This window comes from Mesorhizobium sp. M0701 (assembly GCF_040320365.1).
In the GTDB taxonomy this organism is placed as follows: Bacteria; Pseudomonadota; Alphaproteobacteria; order Rhizobiales; family Rhizobiaceae; genus Mesorhizobium.
The window spans coordinates 57,061-80,945 of sequence record NZ_JAMYPO010000027.1 but is presented as its reverse complement, the minus strand read 5'-3'; the positions used below and the strand labels follow the sequence as shown (position 1 = coordinate 80,945).

Below are 23,885 nucleotides of genomic sequence, written 5' to 3'. Positions count from 1 at the left end.
GATACCATCAGGCAGGCATTCGCATTCGACATTTCCGGTGATCGGCGCACGATCCAGGGCGCGCCAGGTTGACCAAGCGCCTCGAACCGCATGACAGTCTTGACCGGCTGGAGGACGGAAATCCCGCGATGCCGAAGAGGTTGGTCAGCGCAATCGAGCCCACACGGCATTTGCGGCACGAAACAGCAAGGGCTGGGAAGCGATCGGCCGAGCGGTCCTCGAAGGCGCGGGCCAGGGTGTCGACGATGCGTTGGTTCAGGTCCGCCAATCTGGTCTCGACCGTTTGATAGCGGCTTCGGTCGCCAGTGACAGCGAGTCAAGATATTTGGCATCGTTCGGCTTTGATGCCGCGCAGATCTGGTCGAGATTGGGACAGCTCACTGGTGCACCTTTGGGCTCATAGTGCTTCCTCCTCATCGAGATGAGGATTGCCGGATTTGGCGTAGAACACCAACACGGGTCTGAGATCAAAGCGGGCCCCGGGCGCAAGGCGCTGGACGGACCGGGGCCATGTTTCGGTTGAGACGCCATCGATGCCTCGCGCCAGCGTTCTGGCGAATCGGGGCATCAGCGGAGCGAGTGTCGGTGCCAGGATCGCAGCGGCCGTCGTCTGAAGGGCTAGCGAAGTCCGATTGCGGGCGGGATAGAAACGCCGCGCCGCCGCATAGTCTTGCGCCCGACGGTAGATCACGCAATCGCGCACGAAATCGCAGACCTGAGCGGCCGCGCGCCGGACCGAGAAGCCTTGGTCCGAATAGGCGCGTTCCATCGCCGCGCGATAGATCTCTATCCGAGCAAAGAAGGCGCGGTCGGCCGGGCTCCAGTCGCCTGCATCGGGTACACGGCCGCCCAAATCCTGCTTGATTTCCTGGTTCAACGCATCAAGCCAGTTCAGCCAGATCCCTTGGAACACTTGGTTCTCGGTGCGGCGCAGCGCGTCCAGCGAGAAATCCGTCCGCTCACCTTCCGGGCGTGTCAGGCCCAAATGGAGGCGCACGACGTCGACTGTCTTTGGGCTCAGAACCTCCTTGCCCCAGACCGCATGGCGGCAGCTGGTTGAGAACTTCTTGCCGTCGAGCAGGTAGAACTCGTTGACGTGATAGTGGATGCGTGGCGTCCAGTGGGAGAAGACCTCGGCGTAAAGAGCGGGGTAGAGTAGCGCGTGGTAGAACGAATTGTCGAAGCCGAAGAAATGGACAATCTGCCAGTCGTTGCCGGGCATCTCCGCCTTCCAGTCGCGACCCAGCAAGCGGCCGAGCGCCTGGATGTTGTAAAGAAAACCGAAGGCCATTTCCGGCCAGACCCAGATCACTTGCCCCGGGAACCCTTCGGCCGGCAGGCCCCAGTCCGAGGGGTGGGTAATGGGCACTGAAAAGTTGCCGCGTCGGCGTAGGCGCGCGAAGAGATCCAAGATCCGTAGCGGGACGCCCGACGCCCTTAGATGCCGGTCGATATTGTCGTAGCATCGGTCCAAGGCAAGTTCCGGGCGGCGGACGGAGCCGACCAGCGGCGCCTCGGCAGACTGCCGTGACCGGGCTGCACCCAAGTCGTGGCAAAGGTTTGGGGCGCCGCATTCCTCGCAGATGTTGCCACCGGCGGAGCCGCCGCAATCGGGGCAGAGGCCGCTAACATCCGGCTCGTAAAGATAGTGGCCTGTCACAGCATCGAAAAGCGCAGGGCTCTGGCGCAGATCTACCGCCGTGCTGCTCAGAAGACTACGGAAACACGCGGCTTGAAATTCGCAATAAGCGGCATCACCCATCGTGTGTAGGAAGCTGTGGATCTCGCAGTCAAAAAGTGCAAGCGTGGCGCGAATCTCGTCCGCGTAGTGGCGCGCTACCTCTGCGGGCGTCGATTGATCGGCGTCGGCACGAGTGGCGACGTAACTCTGGTAATCGTCGCTTCCTGTCAGGTGGTAGGCTTCGACCCCTTTCATGCGCAGGAAACGCGTGTAGACATCAGCGCCAAAATAAGGGCCAGAAAGATGCCCTAAATGCAGATCGCCATTTGGCGTTGGCGGCGTGGAGAAGACGAAGATCGGCCCGCGTGGAGCCGTGGTCTTTGCAGCGGCATCAAGGGCGGCCTCGCCGTCTCGCCAGTAGACATCGACGAAATCTAGGTCTTCGTTTCCGTCGTTGCGCAGCACATGCGCTTCAAAAGGGTGGAACAGAACGACATCGCCCGCCTCGACCGAGATTTCCCCAAGGTCGGTCCTGACCTTGCCCGATCCTGACAGGATCACAAAGGCCTCGATTTCGTCGTGCCGATGGGGCTCGGATGTAATGCCCGGTGCCACCCTACCGAACGAAAACCCCGTGCCGGCGCTTCCCGTTCCAAGCGTGGCCATGTCGATACCGAACGCCCGCGACAGCTCCGTTCGAGAAAACGTGTGGTTGCGCATGACAACGAACCTAAGCTGTTGAAGCCGTGGGATCTTCGGCTGCCAACGCAACAGCCTCCCGTGCAATTCGCGGAGAGAAACGGCCCGACCCGTTGGCGGCCCCGGCCAGGATAATGCAGCTCTGGGCCGCCAGGCGGGCGACGAGGGGGGCGCCAGTCGGGCTGTAGGCGTCATAGAAGACCGCCCTGCGACCACCTCCACAATCCACGTAACGGGCTGCGGTCGATGCTCCGCGAGCCCGCAAATCAGAACGCCATACTCTCCGCGCATTTTTGAGCGGTCGATTAGTTTCGTGTGCATGCCTCCGCCTGGCTGCGTGAGCTCAATCGCGATAGAAAATGCCATTTGGGGGCTTGAGTTTGTCGAGATCGGCCCCTTTGCCCTCGGGCGGGTTAAGGGCGCGCTTAAGCACGTTATATTCAGCGCGGGTCGGGCCACCGGTTGAAGCACGCTGGAACACCAAGTAGAGTGTCCGCCGCGAACGATTGCTTTTGTTCGGTCGTGAGTAGTGCGGTGCGTAATCGTCGAAGATGAAGATGTCGCCAGCGTTCCATACTACGGGTTCCCAGGAGAACATTTCGGCGACTTGAGGATCGATCACCCCACCGGCATCCATGGGAAACACCCCCTTCTTGTGGTTGCCGGGGCTGAAGAAAAGCCCTCCGTTTTCCGGGTCGGAGTCGTCGATGCCTATGGCAACGACCGCATGGACCATCCGGTCGGGGAGTTTGTGTGGAATGTGATAAATGTCCTGATGCGGGAGATAGCCGCCGCTGTCGGGGTAGTGGAAAATCAGTAACTCCTTCAGCCTGCGCGAATCTTCGCCAAGCAACTCCTCGACTGCTGTTTTTATGCGCTGATCTTCTAAGAGCAAACGACGCAATGGATCATGGAAGTCGAGAAAATTCTCCATCTTGGATACGATCTTTCGATTGTCCGTCGTCTTCTCGAACCACATGAGCGATTTATCCTCGCTGACATCCCAGCGTGACATATCTTCGACCAGGTTAGAGATATCTTCCTGAGCCGCTGGAGCGAAGAACCTTTCGAGCCTGACGTATCCGTCCTTCTGCCACTTTTCTCTTTGTGCATCAGTCAACATGCGAAAAGCCTCCTGTTGGAAAGACTGGTTGGTCGGACATCCCAATTAGGGCAGTCGGGCGCTGGTCAAGTTGCGGGTCCACGGAGACGGACTCACGTCATGTGGGACGGCGATGCTAAGTGCGTTCCGCTCCGGCGGATATTGTCCGCAGAAGCTCGGCGCGAGACTGCCTATGTCAGGCTCAGCCGGGTCCAAGGGTTCCGTAGACTGGGCCGGATCAATCGCTTCACCCGGTCCAGCCACGACACGCATCGCTAAAGGCCGGCACCATCCGCTGACCGCCGACCCAGCCATGGCCGCCAAGACCACGGCGCTCTTTCGCGTGAGCGACCTGGTACGGTCTTGACAACCGTAGGGGAAATGCACGCCCCCAGAATAATGCGATGCGCCGCTTGGTCCAAGGGCTTGTTCGGTCAGGATGATTTCGGAGAAGCCTCCGGCCTTCGCCGCAGCGGAGGCGGACATCATTCCTAGGATGCCACCGCCGATGATCAAAAGTCTATGAGTCATATCCCGCTGCCCATTTCTTCGGCTGCGCGGGCGGGCCAGCTCTCGATCGAGGTATGGCTGATGAAGCCAGGATGCTCGGGGTTCGCGCATGGCGCGCGCCCAAGAAGGCTATCGAGGATGCGGCGCGCGCGCCAGGCCAGCAGGCTTAGGTTCGGATCGGCCAGGCCGCGCTGCCCGAGGCTCGCGTTTTGTACGAAGATGCGTCTGTCACGCGGTCCGTCCCAGCTCACCGAGAAATCCTCGCGAATAGCTAATTCATTGTCGATCTGCTCCAGCCGGTGCGCGATGGGTTCCAAGAAGTCTGGCACCGCGTTCTCGTAACCGGTGGCCAGGATGACGATGTCAGCCGTGACTTCTTCGACCTCGACCATGCCGTGCTGCAGGGTCAGCCTGTGACCCGGTCCGGCGTTGATGCAGTGCGAGACGGTGCAGCCCGGCCGCAGTGTGATGTCGCATCGGTTTGGCTCGACAAATGCGTGGCGGTACAGCGCCTGATAGATCGCGCGCAACGTGCTTTCCGAAATGCCGTCCGAGGCAAGCACGAAACGCCGCAGGAGCAGCTTACGCTGCGACTCGCTCATCGCCGCGAAACGATCCGAAAAGCAGGGCATGAACAACTCGTTTGTGAACGGGCTGTCGTCGAGGGGCAGGTAGTTCTCACGCTGCGAGACCCAAGTGATCGAGGCAGGCCGCCGTTCTTTCGGCAGGCCGACAAGGTGCAACATCACCTCGGCTCCCGACTGGCCTCCGCCAACCACGCAGACATGCTTTCTCCGCACCTCAGGATGGATGTGCAGTAAAACAGATGAGTGGAACAGGTTGCGTCCAGTCCAGCCCTGAAACTGAGGCGGAATTTGCGCCTGCTTGCCAATGCCGACCACGACGTTTCTGGCGCCGAGAACCGCCTTATCCGTCCGCACCCGAAACTCGCCGTCAAAGCGGATTTCGTGCACGGTCTCGCCGCCACGGACAAGTGGGTTCCTGTGGAAGGCCCAGTTCAGGTACTGCTCAAACTCAGCTCTGAACACAGCCTCGAACTGTGCGTTCAGGAAGTGGTACAGACGCCCGTTCTCGTACAGGTAGTTTACGAAAGTGTAGGCTGATCGCGGATTCACCAGCGTGACCAGATCCTTGAAGTGGCTCACCTGGAGCTCTGAGGAATCGAAAGCGATGCCTGGATGCCAACGGAAGTCGACTTGCCGATCCAGGAACAGCGCCCCTTGCCCAATTTGCTCGTGTATCTGACACGCAAGACTCAAATTAGACGGCCCAGCACCGACTCCAATGCAAGATAGCTCCACTTGCTTTGCTCCTATAGGTTTTTTCCCACTCGGCGGGTTGTTCGCGGCGAATATCGGCCACAGCGATTGGGCTCCCCCTCGCGGGCGTTTCGAGCCCCGGTGCCGACCGGATTTGCGAGAATTGTCCTGCGCGTTCGGGTTGTCGAATGTAGACCCGAGCATTCCAGCGCGGTGACAATCGACGGGTCATACCGGCTAGGTGGGGCAACGACGTATGTCCTTTCCGCCCGTCTGGATGCCCGCGTCGCCATCACGCGAGACGCTTTCCAAGCCCATTCAGGTGTTTGAAGCCGGCGCAATCGCCCGCCTCAACCATGGCGCGCCGGCCTTTCGGCGGCTTGATGGCAGGCGAGAGCGCGGTTTTCACTGTGGCGACGGCATTTTCGGTGTGCATGATCGTGGAGGAGGTCTCGCTGATGCGTTCGCAGAACCCCATGCATGGGCCGTGCCAGAGCAGGAAAACTTTATTAACAATGGGTTGGCGGATTTGCGATCCTGTCGGAAATCCGACATTGAGGGACGCCTCACGGCGGCGCTCGATTTGCACGTCGATGTCGCCTTTTTTGTAATAGCTAATCGGGCACTTTCTGCACCAGAATACTTCTCTTATGGAGACCAGCACGACGTCTTCATGAACGGACAGTGCAGAACTTTGTGTCTCTGCCGGACAGATCGCGATGTGCCTCTCCCATCGAGGCCGGCAGTTGCAAGAGCTGCAGATCCTTCGCCCTTATCGTGCGGTTGCACTGGCTCGATCCCGACATCCTCGGAGGCCGCGATCATGAAGAGTGACGCAATCTCATGTCCGCCGCGAGGCCTCTCTCAGGGGGAAGCAATTCTCTATGTTGGTGTCGGATCGATGCTCTTGATGAGATGGTTGCGGATGGGCGCATGCCCAGACCTAAGCGCATCAATGCTTTGCGCGATATGGGACCTTCACCAACTGGATTGTCGAATCTCTGTAAAGATAGCCGGAAGACAATTGCGTCATGGCCACTCTGCCGGTTCCAAAAGCACGTGCGCCATTCGGTCCCTGCGACTCAATCCAGGCGGAGGGATGAGGCCCCAAAGCAGCCTTTTGCGCGCCCACCGGTGGGCCAAGATGGAGCCATCGTAAAACGCAGCTATTCGATGATCGCCCCCGCGGAGTCTTCAGCCTGTGCCGCGCCCGACACCGGCGACGTAGTGGTCGTCGATGGCCCGTCGCCGATGTCGATCCGAAGCTCGGGCAGTTTCGCGGTGAGCTTCACTGCTTATTCCGCAGTGCCCACCGAGTGGCACTGGAGGGTCTATCAGGCGGTCGCGGCTGCGTTCGTTGTCGGATCTTCGACGATGTCGGACATGAGACATAGCGCCATCAGGGTGATCGCATTGTTATGAAATGATTTTCTCATTTGGCACGACACCTGCAGCGCAGTCCGCAAAACGCGCTGCGGCACGGAAAGAGGAGAAATCATTCCCATGATCATGCGCGCCGAACGCGGTCGCAGCCGCGAAGCAAACTGGGCATGAGCGCTCCGCCAATATCAAGCAATTCGAGCAAGATTTTTCGTAATTCAGTCCACATTTATGAAGAGCAAGGAGAGAATATCATGGCGAGAGACCAAATGCGCGCGGCGCGGGGAGTAACAGCGGCCGTTGTCCTCATCGTGATGGGACAACAGGCCGCCGCGGCGGACCTTGCGCAAGCGGCGAGCGTCCCGCAGGCGGGAGCCTCGGTCACGGAAGCGCCAAGCCCTTGGCAGATCCGCCTGCGTGCGTTGGGGGTCGCCACTGAGGATTCGGGCTACGTCAATGCAGTGCCCGGCTCCGATCTTTCGTATTCGAACACCCTGACGCCGGAACTCGATATCTCCTATTTCTTCACGGACAACATCGCCGCCGAGCTCATACTCGGCACCACCTATGCAAACATCGGGGGCCAAGGTACGATCGGCGGGCTGGGCAATATCGGCAAGGTTTGGCTGCTGCCGCCTACGCTCACATTGCAGTATCATTTTACCGATTTCGGCGCGTTCAAGCCCTATGTAGGCGCCGGCGTGAACTACACGATCTTCTATAACCAGGGTGCCGGCAGTGCCGATGCTCTCAAGGTTAAGAATACGTTCGGCACCGCGCTGCAGGTCGGATTCGACTACATGGTGGATCAGCACTGGGGCGTCAACTTCGACGTGAAGAAGCTTTTCCTCAAGCCAGACTTCGACGTCACGGTCGACGGCGCGAAGCTGACGGGAAAGGCGGAGCTCGATCCCTGGTTGATAGGCGCAGGTGTCACCTACCGCTTCTGATACGCAACGCGAAGGCGGCGCTGCTGACAACCTATCTGAAATGAAGGGCGCCTCGGGCGCCCTTTCCACGCCGGCGCTGCACGGGCGAGTCGACCCGGATCATTAGAGGGGTGGGGCCTTGTAACCCTTGGGCGGGGAGGTGTCCGAATCGGGGGAACGTTCTGATCAACTTTATGCGATGATCATCCAACGCATAGCAGCCGATTGTCGGGATACTTGAAGAAGCCGTTGTTAAGAGTGGGCGTCCCCGCCTGCACCCGACCAGGTACTTGCCAGTAGCAGCCGACAGGCTGCCCGCGCTAGGGGCGCGAAGCCGAACGGGGGCAAGATCGCTGAAGACTGCCGAAGAAGACCGGGCGCGGTTCACGAGCAGCCGGCGCGCTCCGTCAGGCGCAATTACTTGGAAGTCGGGTTGGTCAGGCCTGTTTGTCGGGCCGAACCAGATCCGTGTGGCTGACGCCGAGGGCCAATGCCAGTTCATAGATCGTGATGATCGTCGGATTTCTTCGGCCCTTCTCCAAGCCGCTGATGTACTGCTGGCTGAACCCGGAAACCTCGGCAAGCTGCTCCTGCGTCAGACGCTTCCTTAGCCTGATCCTCTGCACATTACGTCCGACCAACCTGCGCATGTCCATGCACGACAGCCAGCGGATTAAGCAGCTTGAGTTTATCAACTATAATATGTAATCCACATCGAGCATCTAAATCGCTGGCGGAGGGGCTTCGCGGAGGCCGTTTTCCGGAGATATAACCAGCGATGTTACAGCCTAAATCGAACACGCCAATTGCCGACGAAGTGCACTGGTCGGACAGCCTCACGGCATACGATAAAGCGCATTTCACGACTTATATGCGGCTCCTAGACGCCTCTGCCGATGATGCGAGCGAAGAAGAGATGGCCCACCTCATCCTCGGCATCGATCCAGCACGCGAACCGGAGCGCGCCAGGAAGGCTCTTCGTAGTCATCTCGACCGTGCGAACTGATGGTCACAAACTGTCTACAAGGAATTGTTCGCCGGCTGAACAATCCCGCTGTGCGCTCCGTTTCGCCTTTCAAGCAAGGAAACGCTCCTTGAAAACGCGGTATCGCAGAGGGGTGCATTGCATGTAGTTCGTTGGCAAAGTCACCGTACCAATCGGGTGCAATAAGTTGCATCATGATGGCGTCTGGGAAGGAATCGCCTTGCGTTGGAGGCGAATGGCCACCCGAAACGGCCTGTGCTCATGCTCCGGACGACCAAAGACGAATTCAGTTTCTCAGAGAGTTGAAGATCGTGAGGAGGCCAGCAGCGCTACGGCCTGATCCTTGGTGTGCACGCCGAGCTTCTTCTTCGCATTGTCGAGGTGGAAAGCGACGGTGCGCGGTTTGATGCCCAAGATGCAGCCCATAGCCCAGGCGGACTTTCCGCGCGCCGCCCATTGCAGACATTCATATTCACGAGGTGTCAACGAAACGCCGTCCACTGTTCGATTGCCGGACAGCTTTCGACGAGCATAAATGTGAAAAAATGTCGCCATGAGTTGGAGCGCCTGTTCATATTGCTCACCAACGCGCAGGAATGCGGAATTGGGCTTATCAGCGGCAAAAGTCATCGCTGCAACACAGCCTCTACGATCGATAATCGGGATCGTCAAACCGCAGCGGATGCTAAACTGGGCCGCCTCATCAAATAGCTTCTGTTGAGCCGGCGACATCTCAACGCCGCGCAAATCCGATCCCCATGGAAACGGGCAGCCGCCACACCGCGCACGGATGATGACGGGATCGACTTTCTGATACTGGTTTTGCAGATAGTGCGCGGTCCAAGGAGGCGGATAATTCGAGATCAGCTTGGGCTCGCCACAAGATTGCAATGGCAACGCCAGATAGGCAAAGGTGAGTAGATCAAGTGCTGTGGCCGCCCCGGCCATGGCATCCCGGAAATCTGTTTCATCGACACTCTCCGACAGCTTTTCCACAAATGTCTCGAAGAGAAGCGGCATCTTCTTCGTCATTGTCCTGACTCGATCCCTCCATCCGTCTACTGTGCGCCACCCTGATCTTGAGACCCCGCCAACCCGGCCGCACAACTGCGGCCGGATTTTGCAGGCAGTGGCCGGGCTGACCGTCGTTACAGAATGCGACGGAGCTTGCATGATCTTCGCACCGGTCGTCGCCAACCGCAGCTGCGCTGGACTGTTTGAACGGCCATCACCGAGAAGCTACAGCATCTTCCCAACGCAATAGTGCAATCAGAGAGCTTCTTGGGGCGAAATGAAATCCTCGCCGCCCCCGCATCATGCAATCGTGAGAAGTCATCCTGCGCCACCATGATCGGGCCGTATCAAAGCCGTCATCAATCCAATGGTTGCCGCGTGAACGTCGGTCGACACGGAAGAGGACAACGGATAGGCGCATCTCGCCGCTTTGAGCGCTATGATCCGGACGTATTGTTGCGCCGCTTTCTGATTGTTGGTGGGCAGATCGACTCCAAACATTTGGCATAGATAGAGGTGCCGCTGTTCTCCGCTAAATTCAAATACCAATTTATCATCTTAAGCCGGGCCCAACCCAAGCCGGCACTATCGCTCGACACTGCTGCGGCGACATTCCATTGAAGACTCTGAAGCACTTTGCGAAGTGCGAAGCAGACGTAAACCCGCAGGCCATGGCAATGTCGATAATGGGCATCCGCGTGCCTTCGATCAGGCGCTTCGCATGGTCTGTGCGAATCCGGAGGTAGTGGCGCACCGGCGGAAGTCGGACATGGGAAGCGAACAAGCGTTCCAACTGGCGCCGCGATACTCCGGCCTCTTGCGCAACCTCTTCCATTGTCAGCGGGAACTCCACATTTTCTTCCATGATCCGCATTGCCATCAGGAGCTTGTCGCTCACACCGGCAAAGGCTAGACCCGACGGCCCGGTCTGGCGGTTTGATCCTGAGCGCTGACCTTGGACAGTCGCGTGGCGGCAGACCTCCTGTGCAATATACCCGCCGGCATGGCTGCCGATCAGATCGACCGCCAGGTCGAAAGCTGCCAGTTCCCCCGCGCAGGTTGAATACTGGCCGTCCTTGACAAACAAGGAATCGCTTATGCGGGGCTGGTTGAACACTTCGGCGAAAGCAGCGAGCCGCGACCAGTGTATCGTGCAGCGTGTGCCTGCCAGAAGGCCCGTCCGAGCAAGCAGCCATGTCGCTGTCCCAACCGCAGATATCGGCGCCCCGCGACGCGCCATCGTTCGCAGAAATCCGTTGAGTTCAGGCGTCAGTTGCTGTTCTACCAGCTCGCCCGTCACGATAGCGAGCTGGTTCGGTCTGCGATCGCCCGAACCGGAAACCAGCTCGCCTATCGCGACATCAACGGCAACCGAAAGGCCATTGGCGCCCTCGATTGGCCGAGCGTCAAGCCCCGCGATTCGCCACCGGAACAGCGGCAGCCTCGATACCGTGTTGGCGATGCGAAAAGGTTCGATATAGGCGTGAAGCGCCAGGTGCGAGAACCCGGGTAACAAAAGAACCACCAAGTCAAACGGTCGATCGGCCACCGCCGAAATATTCGGCGTGGCCAAGGACGTCATTGCGATGATGTTGGCGGGCGCGTTCACTAGGATCCGTACGTGACTACCGGCTCACCGAACATACCGGGTTCCGGTTTGACACCGAGGCCTGGCAGTTGGGGTACGGCGATGTGACCATTTTCGATGACGATCGGATTCTTCGCGTCGAAATGTGCTTCGATATATTCCTGCGCGATCCAGGCGCCCTCAAAACGGCGCGGCTCCACAGTGGAAGCCAAGTGTACGCAAGCCGCCGCGATTATGTCGCCACCCCATGCGTCATCACAGCTGTGCGGTAACGAGCGGATGGCGCAAAGGTCGCGTACTGTCGCCATTTTGGTGAGGCCGCCGAGACGGGTGACCTTGAAGCCGAAGCCATCCGCGATGCCGAGGGAGATCGCCCTGAGTACTGCGTTCTGATCTTCGGTGTTCTCGTCCAAATATATCGGATGCATCACCCTACCCTTCAGAGTGGCGACCTCATCCATAGTGTTGCAGGGTTGCTCGAAAACGAATGGGATCGCTTGGCAAAGCCGGTCCAGATGGATCGCTGCAGCGACGGTGAGGCCCCTGTTGCCATCCACTGCGATACGCGCTTTGTAGCCGACCGCCTCCCAAACCTTGTGAACGATGGCCACATCCTCTTCGAGATTTCGCCCCGAGATTTTGACCTGCAGCCGTGGATAACCTGCCTTCACCTTGTCGGTGGCAATCCTGGCCGTTTCGTCCGGTGAGCCAACAATCAGCGAATAGTAGGACGGGACGCGATCGGCCAAAGCGCCGCCTAAAAGCGTTGAAACCGGCACTCCCAGCCGTTGCCCAAGGAGGTCGAGAAACGCTATGTCGAACGCTGCCTTGCCATAGCCATGCCCGTTCAAGCGCTCGTCCATGCGTTTGGCGAGAAGCCTGATCGAGGCAATCTCCGCGCCAATAAGGCCTGGCGCGATTTCGGCAATCGCCGCGCGTGCGCCGAGTGCATGATGGGGCTGATAAACCGGCCCGACCGGGCAGGTTTCGCCCCAGCCAGTCAGCCCCTCATCGGTCATAACCTCGACAAGGGTGCTGTCAAGCGCGTCGACGTCGTCGCTTGCCATTCGATAGGTGCCACCTTTAACAGGCAGCTGGACCTTATAGACGTTGATCCGGTCAATGCGCATGAGGGTGCTCAGTATTCCTCGTTGAGTGCGTCGACAGCGGGTATTTCCCGCGAGCGACGGTCGATATAAGCGCGCAATTCCTCGTCCTTCGCGACGTCGAGCTTAGGTTCTTCATATTCGGCCAGAAGGCGGCGCGCATGCTCGAGGGCACGTTGCTTGATATCCTTGGAGCCATCAGCGTACCACTGCTCGATCGAGTTATTGTCGAAGAGTTTCGGAATAAAGAAGGCCTTCTCGAAGTTCGCCTGTGTATGCGGATGTCCAAAGTAATGGCCACCCGGCCCGACATCGCGGACCGCAGCCAGGGCTTCATCGAAGTCGTCCCACTGGATGCCTTGCGTCATGCGATAGCCCATGGCGCAGACTTCGGCGTCGACGACGAACTTTGCGATCGAGCAGTGCATGCCGGCTTCATTCCAGCCAGCCGAATGCCAAATGTAGTTTGCGCCTGACAGCAGCACGGCCATCATCGTCATCGCACTTTCATAGCCAGCTTGCGCATCGAAGATCTTGGCGCCGCCAAGCAAGTTCGAAGTGCGCCAGGGCACGTTATAGCGACGAGCCATCTGGCCGATCATGAAATTCATGAGCGATATCTCTGGCGTTCCCGCCATCGGCGCTCCCGATTGCATCGACACGGTCGACAGATAATGCCCATAAATCGCAGGGCAGCCCTTGCGCACCACCTGCGTGTAGGCGAGTGCCGAAAGCGCCTCCGCATTGAGCTGCGCCACTGCCGCCGCGGTCGAGGCTGGCGTGTTCGCGCCGCCGAGAACGAAGGGCGAGCACAAGACGGGCTGGTTGCGCCGGCAGAAAGCACGCATGCCGCCCAGCATGACCTGGTCCCATACCAGCGGCGAATTGCCATTGCAGTTTCCGGTGGTGACTGCATGCTTGTCGAGGAAGCCTTCGCCGAAAAGGATCTCGCACATGTCGAGCACGTCCTCGGCATTCTTGGGCGAGGTGGTCATCCCCATGAAAATCTTGTCGGAATGCTTTATTGACGAATAGGTGATGTGCAGGTGTCGATGCGCGACGACAATGTCCATCGGCTCGACGATGTGGTGAGCCGACGAATGTAGCGCCGGCATCATGTGCGCGAGTTTATGAAACGTCCCCAGGTCCGCAATTGTCGGGCCACGCCTCACATCATCGAGATCGCGCATGTACGGTGCGCCTGTCATCGGCACGAAGATGGATTTATCGCCTCCGAGCTCGACATTCTTCGCTGGGTCGCGCGCGAAATATTCGACGTTGGGGGGAATGGTCTTGATGAGCTCCATGACCAGCCCGCGGTCGAGATGAACGCGGTCATCCGCGCGCACGTCCGCTCCCGCTCTCTTCCAGTCCTCAATCGCGATCGGATCGCGAAACACCACGCCTACTTCTTCCAGGATCGCGAGAGAAGCCTCGTGAATGCGTTCAACCTGTTCGACATCCATCGGCTCTACCACCGGCAGGCCGCGCTTCAGCGTCGGCAACATGTCAACCTTTGGCGCGGTGCGGATCGTCCGCCGCGCTTCCCGCCCTCCTCTACGAGAGAGCTGTAGTTGAGCAGTCATGCCGGCCTCCAGACAAATAAGTCGCGACACCGAAACCGGACCGCGCTCAACTATTGCGGAGCTTTGAGCTTTGACCTACTGCAAAAGTCTCACGCGCGTGTTGACTAAAGGGCTGCACCCCCAGCTCGCTCACCCGGACACTCGAGAGATGGTTCGGGTCGAGCAGCGGCGGAGCCGTTCCACGTCGCAGCCCCAGCCTTTACGGATATCGCGCAAACTTGGACGGAATCGCCCAAGACCGTAGGAACCCCGACAGGCAGAGACGATGATGCGTTGCGGCAAGCGAGTGAAATAAAGTCAATCGGGAGGCGACTTTTTTGCGTCGACTGGCTCCCGCGGTTCCGTGGTAGCACGTTTCTTGCTTAGTGCGGGGCAAGAACAGAACAGCCCATTCCCGGATCAGGCGAGGTGAACAGAAACGACAACCCCGGACAGATCTAAGCATCAGATGGATATTGACAGGAGGATTTGAATGCCAAGGTCAAATCTCGTCATTGATATACTCGGCGCGAGCACGTCGCGCAGAACCTTGCTGAAGGCCGGCGGCGCCGCCGCGCTGGCCATGAGCGGACTGACGAGGAGCGCCAGGGCCGACGCGTCCCGGCCGCTGGTCTATGCTTTCGCGGCATGGTCCGACGCGCTGGCAATCACCTATGTCGGCGCGAAGCTCATCGACGACAATTTCGGCTACAAGGTCCAGCCGCTGCAGGCGGAGCCGGGCGTGATCTATGCGTCGCTTCAAACTGGAAAGGCCGACCTTTATTCGAACTCCTATATGCAGGGGATGGGCCCGCTAAAAGGCGACTACCACGGCGGCCAGGCGGACTATGTAAAGAAGGTCGCCGATTCCATCAAAATCGTCGGCGTTTCGGAAGGCCCGATGACGCAAGGCCTTGCGGTTCCGGACTATGTTGACATCAAGAGCATCGCCGAGCTCAACGATCAGGCCGACAAATTCCAGGCGGCATCATCGGCATCGACGCTGGTTCCGGCCTGATGCAGGCCGCGGACGCAACGGTGAAGGCTTAGGTCTCAAGCTCAACCTGGTCCCCGGCAGCGAGGCGGCGATGGAAGCGGCCTTCAACGCTCCTATTCGAAGAACGAACCGATCGTGGTCACCACTTGGGAGCCGCTCCCGATGTGGAGCAAATTCAAGATGAGGTATCTCGAAGATCCCAAGAAGACGATGATGTCGGAGCCCTACTATTGCTTCCACACGTCGAAGGACTTCGAATCCAACTTTCCGAAGGCCCAGGCATTTCTGACGAGGTTCCACATCCCGAATGAGGTGGAAGCCAAGATCATGGGCTGGATCGACGGCGGGATGAAGCCTGAAGACGCCGCCGCAAAGTGGATCGGCGAAGTGAAAGGCAAGGGCATCATCGAGCCGTGGCTCGCCTGATCCCGTAGCACGCATCCTCCCAAGGAGTGCGGGGGTCCGCGCCGACCCGTGCATCACCACATGTCTTACGCGCGGGAGCCTTGCATGAGCACGCGAAAGCCGGCCATCGAGATTAGGGATCTCTATAAGATCTATGGGGCAACCCCGAAGTGAAACTGGACAGACTGCGCTCGGGCGCCTGCGGCCCCGACGAGGGCAGCGGTTTCGTCGCGCTCAACAACATCAATATGACGATCGAGACCGGGAAAATCTTCGTCATAATGGGTCTCTCAGGCAGCGGGAAATCGACCCTTCTTCGCTGCATCAACCGACTTATGACCCCACTGCCGGCCAGATTGTGGTCAATGGGCAGGACGTCACGAAAGCCGGCAAAGAGGAACTGCGCCAGATCCGCTCCAGCATGATCGGAATGGTGTTTCAACATTTTGCGCTGCTGCCGCACATGTCGGTCATCGACAATGTTGGGCTTGGGCTCCGTATCGCCGGGGTCGGCCGCAAGGAGCGACGCGAGCGCGCAGGTAAGGCACTTGAACTCGTGGGCTCAGCGGATGGGACAACCGCAAGCCGTCCAAAGTTGATCCAACAGCGTGACAAAGGGCGGAGCCAGGCCGTCTGGCCGGGCTCCACCTCTTTATGAAATCGGTAGCGGCAGCTTTTTCGTACGGCCGCCGTCAATGACGTAGACGTGACCGGTCACGAAGGCGCTCTCTGCCGATGCAAGCCAGACTGCAAGATTTCCGACATCGGCCGGCTCGCCAAGACGCCCAACCGGATGCATGGCGAGCAGTTCTCTGCGGACGCGGGAACTGTCGGCCATGCTGTCGATGTAGACCTCACTGAGATCAGAATTGATCCAGCCCGGTGCAATGGCATTGCACCGGATTCCCTCGTGCCCATGGTCCACCGCGACGGCTGCTGTAAAGCCGTGAATGCCTGCTTTCGAGGCGGAATATGCAGGATGTCCCGGGTTGGACGCCAGGCCTTCGATTGAGCCGATGTTGATGATGTTTCCCTCACCCCGCTCCCGAAGGTGCGGTATTGCTGCCTTCGCCAGCAGGAATGGGGCCTTGAGATTGATGTCCATCATCTGATCCCATTCCGCCTCAGTCATTTCCTCGACGGTCTTCTCGAACATGATCCCGGCGTTGTTCACCAGGATGTCCAGGCCACCAAAGCATTCGACAACGTTCTCGACGGTTGATCGAATGTCGTCGGAATTCGCGAGGTCCGCCTTCACATAGATGGTTCGATCGCCAAGCAAAGCGTCAGGCGGCGGATTTCTCTGCACAATGGCAACTCTCGCTCCCTCCTCCACAAAACGCTGTGTAATACCGGCGCCGATACCACGTCCACCGCCGGTGATGATTGCAATCTTACCTGCCAATCTGTCAGCCATGGGTCCCTCAATAGACAGGTTTTGCGCCGTTCACTTCGACCGCCGTACCGGCGATGTAGCGGGCGGCGTCAGAACATAGGAAGAATATCACGTCGGCTATGTCTTCCGGCTCAGCGATCCGCCCCAGCGGCACCGTGTTGTTGAGCTCCGCTATGGCTGTGTCCGGATTGAAGCCACGCCGGGCAAAACCGGTACGCAGCATCGGGGTGTTGACTTCATTCGGGCACACCGCGTTGACCCGTATCCCGTCACCTGCATGGTCGCGGCCAAGACATTTGGAAAACGCCGCCACGGCTGCTTTGCTCGTGCAATACGCTGCGTGCCCAGGACCGGGATAAAGTCCCCAGCAGGATGCGACGTTCACAATCGCGCCGCCGCCGTGGCCCTTCATGTGGCCAATGGCTTTCCGGCATGTATAGAAAATTGATGTTAGGTTAATCTCGAACGTCCGCTCCCAATTGTCGTCGGTCGTCTCGAGAATATTTCCTCGCGTGATTATTCCGGCGTTGTTGACGAGCACGTCCAGCCGCCCTGTGGCCTGTGCGGAATACTCAATCAACTCTTCGCAATAAGCCTTGTTCCGGAGGTCGCCGGCCTTGCTCCAGACATTCTGTCCGGTTCGGTTGAGTTCGGCCGCGAGCCTGTCCAGGCCAGCCTGGTCGGCGTCGCCGGCAACCACACGAAAGCCGTTCGCAACGAACTGTCTGGAGATCGCTTGCCCGATACCTCCCGCCGCGCCTGTTATGACCGCAGTTTTCTTTTCAATGCCAGTCATAGCTCAAGCCTTCTTTGAGAGGGAAAGTTCAGCTCATAATCTCTGAACGGCGGCCGAAGACCAGTGGGGCAGCCCTGCAAAAGTCTCACCCCCTTGTTGAGCTGTTGAGCCCAGACATCGCTGCGACATGCTACGGTGTAGCTCCGTCGGACATGGATTGGGCAGCGTCGCAGATCGCGAAGCATGGTTCGTACAGTTTTCCTATGTTGCGCGGCAAATAAGTTGGGGATCGCGGCCATAGTCGGTCGAACGCGGGCTATCGCGGCTTGCAAATGCTTTTCCCGACATCTTGAGCATCGCTTGCTATATTTGTCGCGCGGCGCGATCGCCGAAGTGTTGGAGCTTGAGATGGTTCGCCGCTATTACGACCTGCCGTCCCTGACTGCTTTGGCTGTTTTTGAGGCCTCTGCCCGGCACCTGTCCTTCAAATTGGCTGCTGCGGAACTGAACGTCACTCCTGGCGCCGTCAGCCGACAGATCAAAGCGATCGAGGACGAACTGGGGGTTCCGCTGTTTACCCGATTGGGAACCGGTGTGGCGCTGACAAGCGCCGGCGAAGACCTTTATGGCGTGTTGGCCAGTGGGTTTTCGCGGGCCGCAGACATTGTCCGAAATGTGAAACGCGGCGACCGTTCCAAGAACGTCACGCTGGCGTGCACGGACGCCTTCGCGTCGACGTGGCTGATCCCGCGGATGCCGGACTTTTGGACCCGGTACCAGGATATTGCTGTTGACCACCTTATCTCGGACAATCCCCGCGATTACCGCCGCGCCGAGGTCGAATTGCGCATCCGCTACGGGTTCGGATCGTGGTCGAATGAAGATGCTGAGCTCCTTTTCGATGAAACAATCTACCCGGTATGCGGGCCTGGGTTTGCAAGCAAGCATCGCGATGCAACGGCGGAGTCGTTGGCCGACCTCCCCTTGCTGCACGTTGACTGGGTGGATCCCGACTGGGCTGGCTGGGACGAGGTCTTACGGCGCGCGGGGGTTTCGCATGGGCCGACCCGCGGTCGGCGTTTCGGCAAGTTCTTCGTGGCGCTTCAGGCCGCTCAAGCCGATCAAGGTGTGGCGGTTGGCTGGCACCGCCTTGTCAAGGCGCAGATTGACGAAGGGAAGCTCGTCAGACTGACGGATCTTGAGCTCCCAGCGCCGGGCAGCTATTATCTCACCTGGTATCAAAATCGCACGCTTTCCCCTGCCGCCCAGAGCCTCCGTAGCTGGATCCGGGAAGCGGCCGCGCAAGAACGAGAAAGCTAGAGCTCTCTGCCGGCGCGCTTCTGCATCGCCCACAGCTTCAGCGGCGCGCCGATCGACATCAGCGGTTCTGGATAAAGCCGAACCGGGGTTGGCTCGTTCAGGGCGTCTGCAACCATTGGCTCGTTGCTGCCAACGGCAAGATCGGCAGCCAGCATCCCGTAGAGGGTGCCTTGCACAGTTCCCAGGCCATTGCAGCATCCGGCTACGAAGACTCTGTCTTCAATTTCGCCGAATGCGGGCGCGGAATTGAGAGAGAGACACAAGTGGCCTCCCCAGCGAAATTCCATCGGTGTCTCACCCAGCATCGGGAAGCGCGCCTGGAATGATCGACCGTGCATAGCGCCGATCCGACGGATCTGCTTCTCACTGGTGGACATGTCCGGATTATAGGTGAAGGTGTTGCGAACGACGATCCTATCGTCGATCCTCCGGAGGGTTGATCCCATCGGGTCGGCCGGGATCAAGCCCCAATGCGGCTCACCGCCCAGAGTTGCCTGTTCGCTCTTGGAGAGAGGCCTTGTCATGCTGGCGTAGGTGAACACATGCAGCAGGCGTTTCTTGAAAAAACCAAAGCTTTCGAGATGACCGTTGACTGTCAGTATCAACCGCGGCGCGGTGATCTCGCCCTCAGCCGTCTTGGCAGTGTGCACTCTGCCAGTCTGCAAAGATCTGACCGGTGAATTCTCGAATAGCTGCACACGCCTCGACAAGCCTTCCGCGAGTCCACGGATGAAGCCGGCCGGCTGTGCCATTACCGTTCCCGGCGTGAAGGTACCGCCGACGAAGAAGTCGGTTCCGGTGATTTCCTTCAACTGCGGCCCGTCGAGCTGCTCGAATGGCTCGCCTAAGCCCGTCAGGTGCTTTTCGAATTCGCCCAGGACGGCAACACCGTGATCGGTTGCAGCTCCATGGTACTTGCCGGCCCGAACGAAGAAGTTCTGCAACCCGTATTCGTCCGCCGCCGAAGCAGAGAATTCGATGGCGGCCCGGTTCATGCGGATGCGCTTGCGGTCGCGGTCCTGGCTTCCGCCGTAATGCTCTCCACCGAGCTCGTGCGGAAGATCGATCATGAAGCCGGAGTTGCGCCCGGCAGCACCCCAGCCGACGCGCTGAGCATCGACCACCACTATGCGCTCGTTCGGCACCAATTGTGAGAGGCGCCGCGCGGCCGCCAAGCCAGCAAACCCAGCTCCTACAATGAGCCAGTCCGACTCGTGACGGCCGCGCAGCACCTCAGGTGCCTTGGGAGGCGGCAGAATACCGTACCAACCGGGCATGGATGTGTCCGCAGGCGTGCGGACAGCCTCATAATCGCTCATCGGTGCGACCAGGCTAATCTACCGAACGTGAGACTTTAGGATCGGAGATGTCCGCCCAGATGGTCTTGAGTTCGGTATATTGGTCGTGGGCATGCAACGATTTGTCTCGTCCCCCGAAGCCCGAAAGCTTGAAGCCGCCGAAGGGAGTCGAGACGTCTCCTTCGCCGTAGCAATTGATGGTCACCGTCCCGGCGCGAATGTCCCTTGCGATGCGATGCGCCTTGCCGAGATTGGCGGTAAAGATCGAGGCTGCAAGCCCGTATTGCGTATCGTTGGCGACCCGAAGCGCCTCGTCAGCGTTGGCCACTTTGATGACCGACAGCACTGGACCGAAAATCTCTTCTCGCGCAATCTTCATTTCGGGCGTGACATCGTCGAATACGGTCGGCTCGATGAAATAGCCTTTGCCATGCTTGTGGGAGTTGCCGCCCGTGACGATCCTGGCGCCTTCCTCCCGCCCCTTCTTGATGTAGCCCATGATGCGGTCGAACTGCTCCTTCGACACAATGGCGCCGAGCCGATTGCCCGGATCCAGCGGCTCGCCCAAAGGCCATTCCTTTAGCTTGTGGAGGACGGTTTCTACCAAGCGATCCTTGATCTTCTCGTGCACGATCAGGCGGGAATTGGACGAGCAGTTCTCGCCCATGTTCCAGAAAACAGCTTGGGTGACATGCTGTGCAACAACGTCGAGGTTCTCGGCGTCTTCCAGCACGATGCATGGGTTCTTTCCGCCGCATTCGAGCACGATGCGCTTGAGATTGGACTTGGCGGAATATTCCAAGAATTTCCGGCCGACGTCAGTTGACCCGGTGAAGGCGACCATGTCGATATCGGGATGCACGCCGAGTGCCTTGCCGGTCACTTCGCCCGGACCGGTGACGATTTGCAGGACCCCTGACGGCAGCCCGGCCTCATGCGCCAGTTCGGCGATCCGCAACGTCGACATGTTGGTCTGCTCGGCCGGCTTGACAATGACGGAGTTGCCCGTCGCAAGAGCCGGCCCGATCTTCCAGGCCAGCATCAGGATCGGGAAATTCCAGGGCAGAACGCAGGCGACCAACCCCAGTGGCTGGCGCACGATCATCGACACGACATCATCGCCAGAAGGCGACGTCTGGCCGTAGAGCTTGTCGGTGGCTTCCGCGTGCCATTCCAGGCAATGCAGGGCCTCGGGAATGTCTATGGTCTCGACGTCGTAGATCGGCTTGCCGCTTTCTAGCGTCTCAAGCACTGCAAGCTCATGGGCGTTTCGCTTTATCAGTTTCACGAGCCGCCGTAGAACGCGCTTGCGCTCGCTCGGATGCGCACGCGACCAGGCGCCGGATTCAAATGCCAGCCGTGCCTTCTCGACAGCGAGATCAACGTCGGCCTTGCCGCAGGAAGCGATCCTGGCGATGACCTGCCCCGTCGCCGGATTGATGGTCTCGAAAGTATCCCCAGATTGTGCCGCCCGCGCCTTGCCGTCGATCACTGCGTTGGTCGGCAGTGGCAGGCTATCCGCCAGATTCTGGTACTCATCACGCGTTAATAGCGATGACATTCTCGGAAGCCCCCTTCTGGGATTTTGCAGTGATTGACGCGATGACTGCCTTAAGGGTGCGGATCGTCGACTCGAGTTCCCGCTTCTGTTCGTCGCCTAGGGCCCGCATCGGCCGGCGCACGGGCCCAGCCGGCAATCCAGCCAATTCGCACCCGAACTTGATGCTCTGGACGAATTTGCCGCCCTGCTCGAGGAGCCTCATCAGAGGCAGAAGCGCCGACATGATCTGCCGGCCCTTAGTGAAGTCCTTCTCGATCACGCAGGCTTCGTACAGCGCGAGGTGCTCTGCCGGCAGGCAGTTGCCGGCGCCGCAGACCCACCCTTTTGCGCCCCACGCGAAGAATTCGAGGGCCTGATCATCCATGCCGCAAAACAGATTAATGTGCGGATAGTCACGAGCCAAGGCGTGCAGCTGATTCATGCTGCCGCTGGATTCCTTGATGGCGCAGAAATTGGAGCTGCGACCGACGCGGTCCAGGAATTCGAGATCCATCATGGTTCCGGTGCGCCCGGGATAGTTGTAGAGCATCACCGGTAGATTGGCGGCCTTGTCGATCGCAAGCGCATGATTGGCAAGTTCGAGTTGCGTGGGAACAGCGTAGTACGGGGAGCCGATCAGGATTCCGTCGTATTTCAGGTCCTTTGCAACCAGCGCATATTCAATGCAGTCCTCGGTACGAATGGCGCCGACGCCGGCGATCAGGGGCATCTTCCCCTTCACCACGCCCCTGGCAAGCTTAAGCAGACTGACACGCTCGTCGCGTGAGTGGGCGTAGTACTCGCCTGTCGTCCCACCGACAATGATCCCGTGGACGCCAGTCGCGACCAGGTGCTCGACCATGACGCAGAAGCCGTCACGGTCGATCGATCCGTCCGCATGAAAGGGCGTTGTGACGGGCGGAATAACGCCTTTGAACGACATCTGCCTCGCTCCAGTTTGGGGCTACAGGTCAGTGTTATATGCAAGCTGAGGAGTGGGGGCAGCCGAAATAAAATCACCTGGCAGGCAACTTTTTTGCGGTTCTGGCCATATCGAGCATGCCTATGAGAATCGGCGTAGCGGGCTACGAGCTGTTCGCTCATCGGCCAGGGGCGTTCAAAGGCATACGCCGGGCGCGAGCTCTGCGTTCAGGCGTTCCGCTCTTCGGCCGAAATCTTCCGCAACCACTCGCTCACCCGCTCCGCCCCCCGCGACAGGCTCCGGCTGTCGTCCACGTCAGATAGTATCGTCCCGTGGCGTCCAGTTCGAGGTCGGTGATCCTGATGAGCCTGTCCTCTTGGACCATGTTGGCGCCAGCCGGTGTCAGCCCACGGCAACGCCCTGATCAGCCGGAGGGTGCAAAGCCACGAAGAACTTGCTGAACCTATGGCCGCGAAGCGGCCTGTGCGTAACCCACGCGGCGCAGGACCTCGTCCCCGCCGGCCCAGTCGGTTCAACCCATCGACGTTCAGGAGCGCAGTTGGGGCAAGCACTTGGAGGTTGCATCGCTGTGCTCCTGGGCGAAGCCGGGACCGCAGACAGGGTAGACGACAGGCCCAACAACAGATCCGCGGTCTCGTCAGGCCATGAGCCGCACCCATAGAGGATGCGCAGTTCGACTTGGGCGCACCCAATAGTGGCGCGAACTGTCGGAAATCACATGGTCAACTTGATATCAACATGCAGTTCCAATAGCGCGGCATGCGGCATCAACCGCATCGACGCGAGCGCATCGGCGCAGGCATCGTGACGCTCCCGGAACCATCGCGTTTAATGGTCCTGACGACCTCGGACGCCTTGGAAAGGCTGCTTGCCAGCACGCTGTAGATGTCTTTGCCCGCGCTGGTAAGCATCACGCCGGTTCCTCGCCTCTCAAACAGTGGAACACCGAGGTCGTCCTCAATGGCTTTGATCTGCCGACTGATTTCTCCCGATGTCACGCCCAGCTCGGAAGCCGCAAGCTTGAATGAGAGATGGCGTGCGGAGGCCTCGAATGCCGTGAGAGCAGTCAGTGACGGGAGATCATAGTACTGAGGAACCATTGAAGAATCCAATCAGATCGGGAGTCGCGAACCAAACACAGGGTATCCGTTCGTCCTCTGGCCCACAAAAGACCCCGCCATTTTGATCAATCACAACGGAGTGCGGCCGTCCGCCGTGACCCAAGCAAGTTGCGTGCCGAATTGACGCACCGATTCAGCTGCACCACTTCCAGACCGACTTCGCGCCCCTGGCGACTTTTCGTTGGGTTCCGACATTCTTGTCCAGCTCCAGACACAAGGTTTGTGGATAGACATGCGTGGGATTTCACGTTGACGATGTGAGATCCGGCCACCCTGTGAGGAGTATGAGA

General features: G+C 59.2%; 20 protein-coding genes and 2 pseudogenes. 5 read left to right on the top strand and 17 right to left on the bottom strand.

Annotation, left to right across the window (positions count from 1 at the left end; translation table 11 throughout):
- Window positions 1–397: 397 nt before the first annotated feature.
- The 6 genes from NKI24_RS23215 to NKI24_RS23190 all read right to left on the bottom strand — a co-directional run bounded on the left by NKI24_RS23215 (window position 398) and on the right by NKI24_RS23190 (window position 6,783).
- Window positions 398–2,401 carry a class I tRNA ligase family protein gene (locus NKI24_RS23215; RefSeq protein ID WP_352748631.1) on the bottom strand — a complete coding sequence of 668 codons (2,004 nt, stop codon included), beginning with the start codon at window positions 2,399–2,401 and terminating at the stop codon, window positions 398–400.
- Window positions 2,402–2,723: 322 nt separating this feature from the next.
- Window positions 2,724–3,503 (bottom strand): phytanoyl-CoA dioxygenase family protein, encoded by a 780-nt coding sequence (locus NKI24_RS23210; protein ID WP_352748628.1) that lies wholly within the window; start codon window positions 3,501–3,503, stop codon window positions 2,724–2,726.
- 506 nt (window positions 3,504–4,009) lie between these two features.
- Complete coding sequence (locus NKI24_RS23205; RefSeq protein ID WP_352748626.1) at window positions 4,010–5,314, bottom strand: lysine N(6)-hydroxylase/L-ornithine N(5)-oxygenase family protein; 1,305 nt, start codon at window positions 5,312–5,314, stop codon at window positions 4,010–4,012.
- A gap of 250 nt (window positions 5,315–5,564) precedes the next feature.
- On the bottom strand, window positions 5,565–5,936 hold the full coding sequence (locus NKI24_RS23200) for a hypothetical protein (protein WP_352748623.1): 372 nt from the start codon (window positions 5,934–5,936) through the stop codon (window positions 5,565–5,567).
- A 502-nt stretch (window positions 5,937–6,438) separates the two neighbouring features.
- Window positions 6,439–6,564 (bottom strand): hypothetical protein, encoded by a 126-nt coding sequence (locus tag NKI24_RS23195; RefSeq protein WP_352748619.1) that lies wholly within the window; start codon window positions 6,562–6,564, stop codon window positions 6,439–6,441.
- 42 nt (window positions 6,565–6,606) lie between these two features.
- The gene (locus NKI24_RS23190) at window positions 6,607–6,783 is read right to left on the bottom strand and encodes a hypothetical protein (protein ID WP_352748616.1); all 177 of its coding nucleotides are present in this window, start codon (window positions 6,781–6,783) and stop codon (window positions 6,607–6,609) included.
- A gap of 138 nt (window positions 6,784–6,921) precedes the next feature.
- Here NKI24_RS23190 and NKI24_RS23185 point away from each other — a divergent pair, with 138 nt between their 5' ends.
- Window positions 6,922–7,602, top strand: a complete 681-nt coding sequence (locus NKI24_RS23185; protein WP_352748662.1) for an OmpW/AlkL family protein — start codon at window positions 6,922–6,924, stop codon at window positions 7,600–7,602.
- A gap of 416 nt (window positions 7,603–8,018) precedes the next feature.
- Here the strand turns inward: NKI24_RS23185 and NKI24_RS23180 are convergent, their stop codons facing one another.
- The gene (locus NKI24_RS23180) at window positions 8,019–8,237 is read right to left on the bottom strand and encodes a helix-turn-helix transcriptional regulator (RefSeq protein WP_352748613.1); all 219 of its coding nucleotides are present in this window, start codon (window positions 8,235–8,237) and stop codon (window positions 8,019–8,021) included.
- Window positions 8,238–8,359: 122 nt separating this feature from the next.
- Between NKI24_RS23180 and NKI24_RS23175 the strand changes: the two genes are divergently transcribed.
- On the top strand, window positions 8,360–8,587 hold the full coding sequence (locus NKI24_RS23175) for a hypothetical protein (RefSeq protein WP_352748610.1): 228 nt from the start codon (window positions 8,360–8,362) through the stop codon (window positions 8,585–8,587).
- A 273-nt stretch (window positions 8,588–8,860) separates the two neighbouring features.
- On the opposite strand, the gene NKI24_RS23170 is transcribed toward NKI24_RS23175, so the two are convergent.
- From NKI24_RS23170 to NKI24_RS23155, 4 genes are all read right to left on the bottom strand, one after another.
- Complete coding sequence (locus NKI24_RS23170) at window positions 8,861–9,586, bottom strand: LuxR family transcriptional regulator (protein WP_502901486.1); 726 nt, start codon at window positions 9,584–9,586, stop codon at window positions 8,861–8,863.
- A gap of 547 nt (window positions 9,587–10,133) precedes the next feature.
- Window positions 10,134–11,189 (bottom strand): GlxA family transcriptional regulator, encoded by a 1,056-nt coding sequence (locus NKI24_RS23165; RefSeq protein WP_352748603.1) that lies wholly within the window; start codon window positions 11,187–11,189, stop codon window positions 10,134–10,136.
- A complete protein-coding gene (locus NKI24_RS23160) occupies window positions 11,189–12,298 on the bottom strand; it encodes a mandelate racemase/muconate lactonizing enzyme family protein (protein ID WP_352748600.1) in 1,110 nt (369 codons plus the stop codon). Before NKI24_RS23160 ends, NKI24_RS23165 begins: the two co-directional genes overlap by 1 nt.
- A gap of 8 nt (window positions 12,299–12,306) precedes the next feature.
- Complete coding sequence (locus NKI24_RS23155) at window positions 12,307–13,860, bottom strand: trimethylamine methyltransferase family protein (protein ID WP_352748597.1); 1,554 nt, start codon at window positions 13,858–13,860, stop codon at window positions 12,307–12,309.
- A gap of 472 nt (window positions 13,861–14,332) precedes the next feature.
- On the opposite strand from NKI24_RS23155, the pseudogene NKI24_RS23150 reads away from it, so the two are divergent.
- Window positions 14,333–15,262 (top strand): annotated as a pseudogene (locus NKI24_RS23150) (glycine betaine ABC transporter substrate-binding protein).
- Window positions 15,263–15,489: 227 nt separating this feature from the next.
- Window positions 15,490–15,899, top strand: a pseudogene (locus tag NKI24_RS23145) (ATP-binding cassette domain-containing protein).
- Here the strand turns inward: NKI24_RS23145 and NKI24_RS23140 are convergent.
- On the bottom strand, window positions 15,894–16,658 hold the full coding sequence (locus NKI24_RS23140; protein WP_352748594.1) for an SDR family NAD(P)-dependent oxidoreductase: 765 nt from the start codon (window positions 16,656–16,658) through the stop codon (window positions 15,894–15,896). The pseudogene NKI24_RS23145 and the gene NKI24_RS23140 overlap by 6 nt on opposite strands.
- 7 nt (window positions 16,659–16,665) lie before the next feature.
- Window positions 16,666–17,433, bottom strand: a complete 768-nt coding sequence (locus tag NKI24_RS23135; RefSeq protein WP_352748591.1) for an SDR family NAD(P)-dependent oxidoreductase — start codon at window positions 17,431–17,433, stop codon at window positions 16,666–16,668.
- 348 nt (window positions 17,434–17,781) lie between these two features.
- On the opposite strand from NKI24_RS23135, the gene NKI24_RS23130 reads away from it, so the two are divergent.
- Window positions 17,782–18,693: a LysR substrate-binding domain-containing protein gene (locus NKI24_RS23130; RefSeq protein WP_352691317.1), complete on the top strand. Its 912-nt coding sequence runs from the start codon at window positions 17,782–17,784 to the stop codon at window positions 18,691–18,693.
- Here NKI24_RS23130 and NKI24_RS23125 read toward each other — a convergent pair.
- The 4 genes from NKI24_RS23125 to NKI24_RS23110 all read right to left on the bottom strand — a co-directional run bounded on the left by NKI24_RS23125 (window position 18,690) and on the right by NKI24_RS23110 (window position 23,574).
- Window positions 18,690–20,012 (bottom strand): NAD(P)/FAD-dependent oxidoreductase, encoded by a 1,323-nt coding sequence (locus NKI24_RS23125; protein ID WP_352748587.1) that lies wholly within the window; start codon window positions 20,010–20,012, stop codon window positions 18,690–18,692. The genes NKI24_RS23130 and NKI24_RS23125 overlap by 4 nt on opposite strands.
- Before the next feature lie 13 nt (window positions 20,013–20,025).
- On the bottom strand, window positions 20,026–21,552 hold the full coding sequence (locus tag NKI24_RS23120) for an aldehyde dehydrogenase (RefSeq protein ID WP_352748584.1): 1,527 nt from the start codon (window positions 21,550–21,552) through the stop codon (window positions 20,026–20,028).
- The gene (locus NKI24_RS23115) at window positions 21,530–22,474 is read right to left on the bottom strand and encodes a dihydrodipicolinate synthase family protein (protein ID WP_352748581.1); all 945 of its coding nucleotides are present in this window, start codon (window positions 22,472–22,474) and stop codon (window positions 21,530–21,532) included. The genes NKI24_RS23120 and NKI24_RS23115 overlap by 23 nt, the downstream gene beginning before the upstream one ends.
- A 767-nt stretch (window positions 22,475–23,241) precedes the next feature.
- Complete coding sequence (locus NKI24_RS23110; RefSeq protein ID WP_352748578.1) at window positions 23,242–23,574, bottom strand: LysR family transcriptional regulator; 333 nt, start codon at window positions 23,572–23,574, stop codon at window positions 23,242–23,244.
- Window positions 23,575–23,885 lie beyond the last annotated feature (311 nt).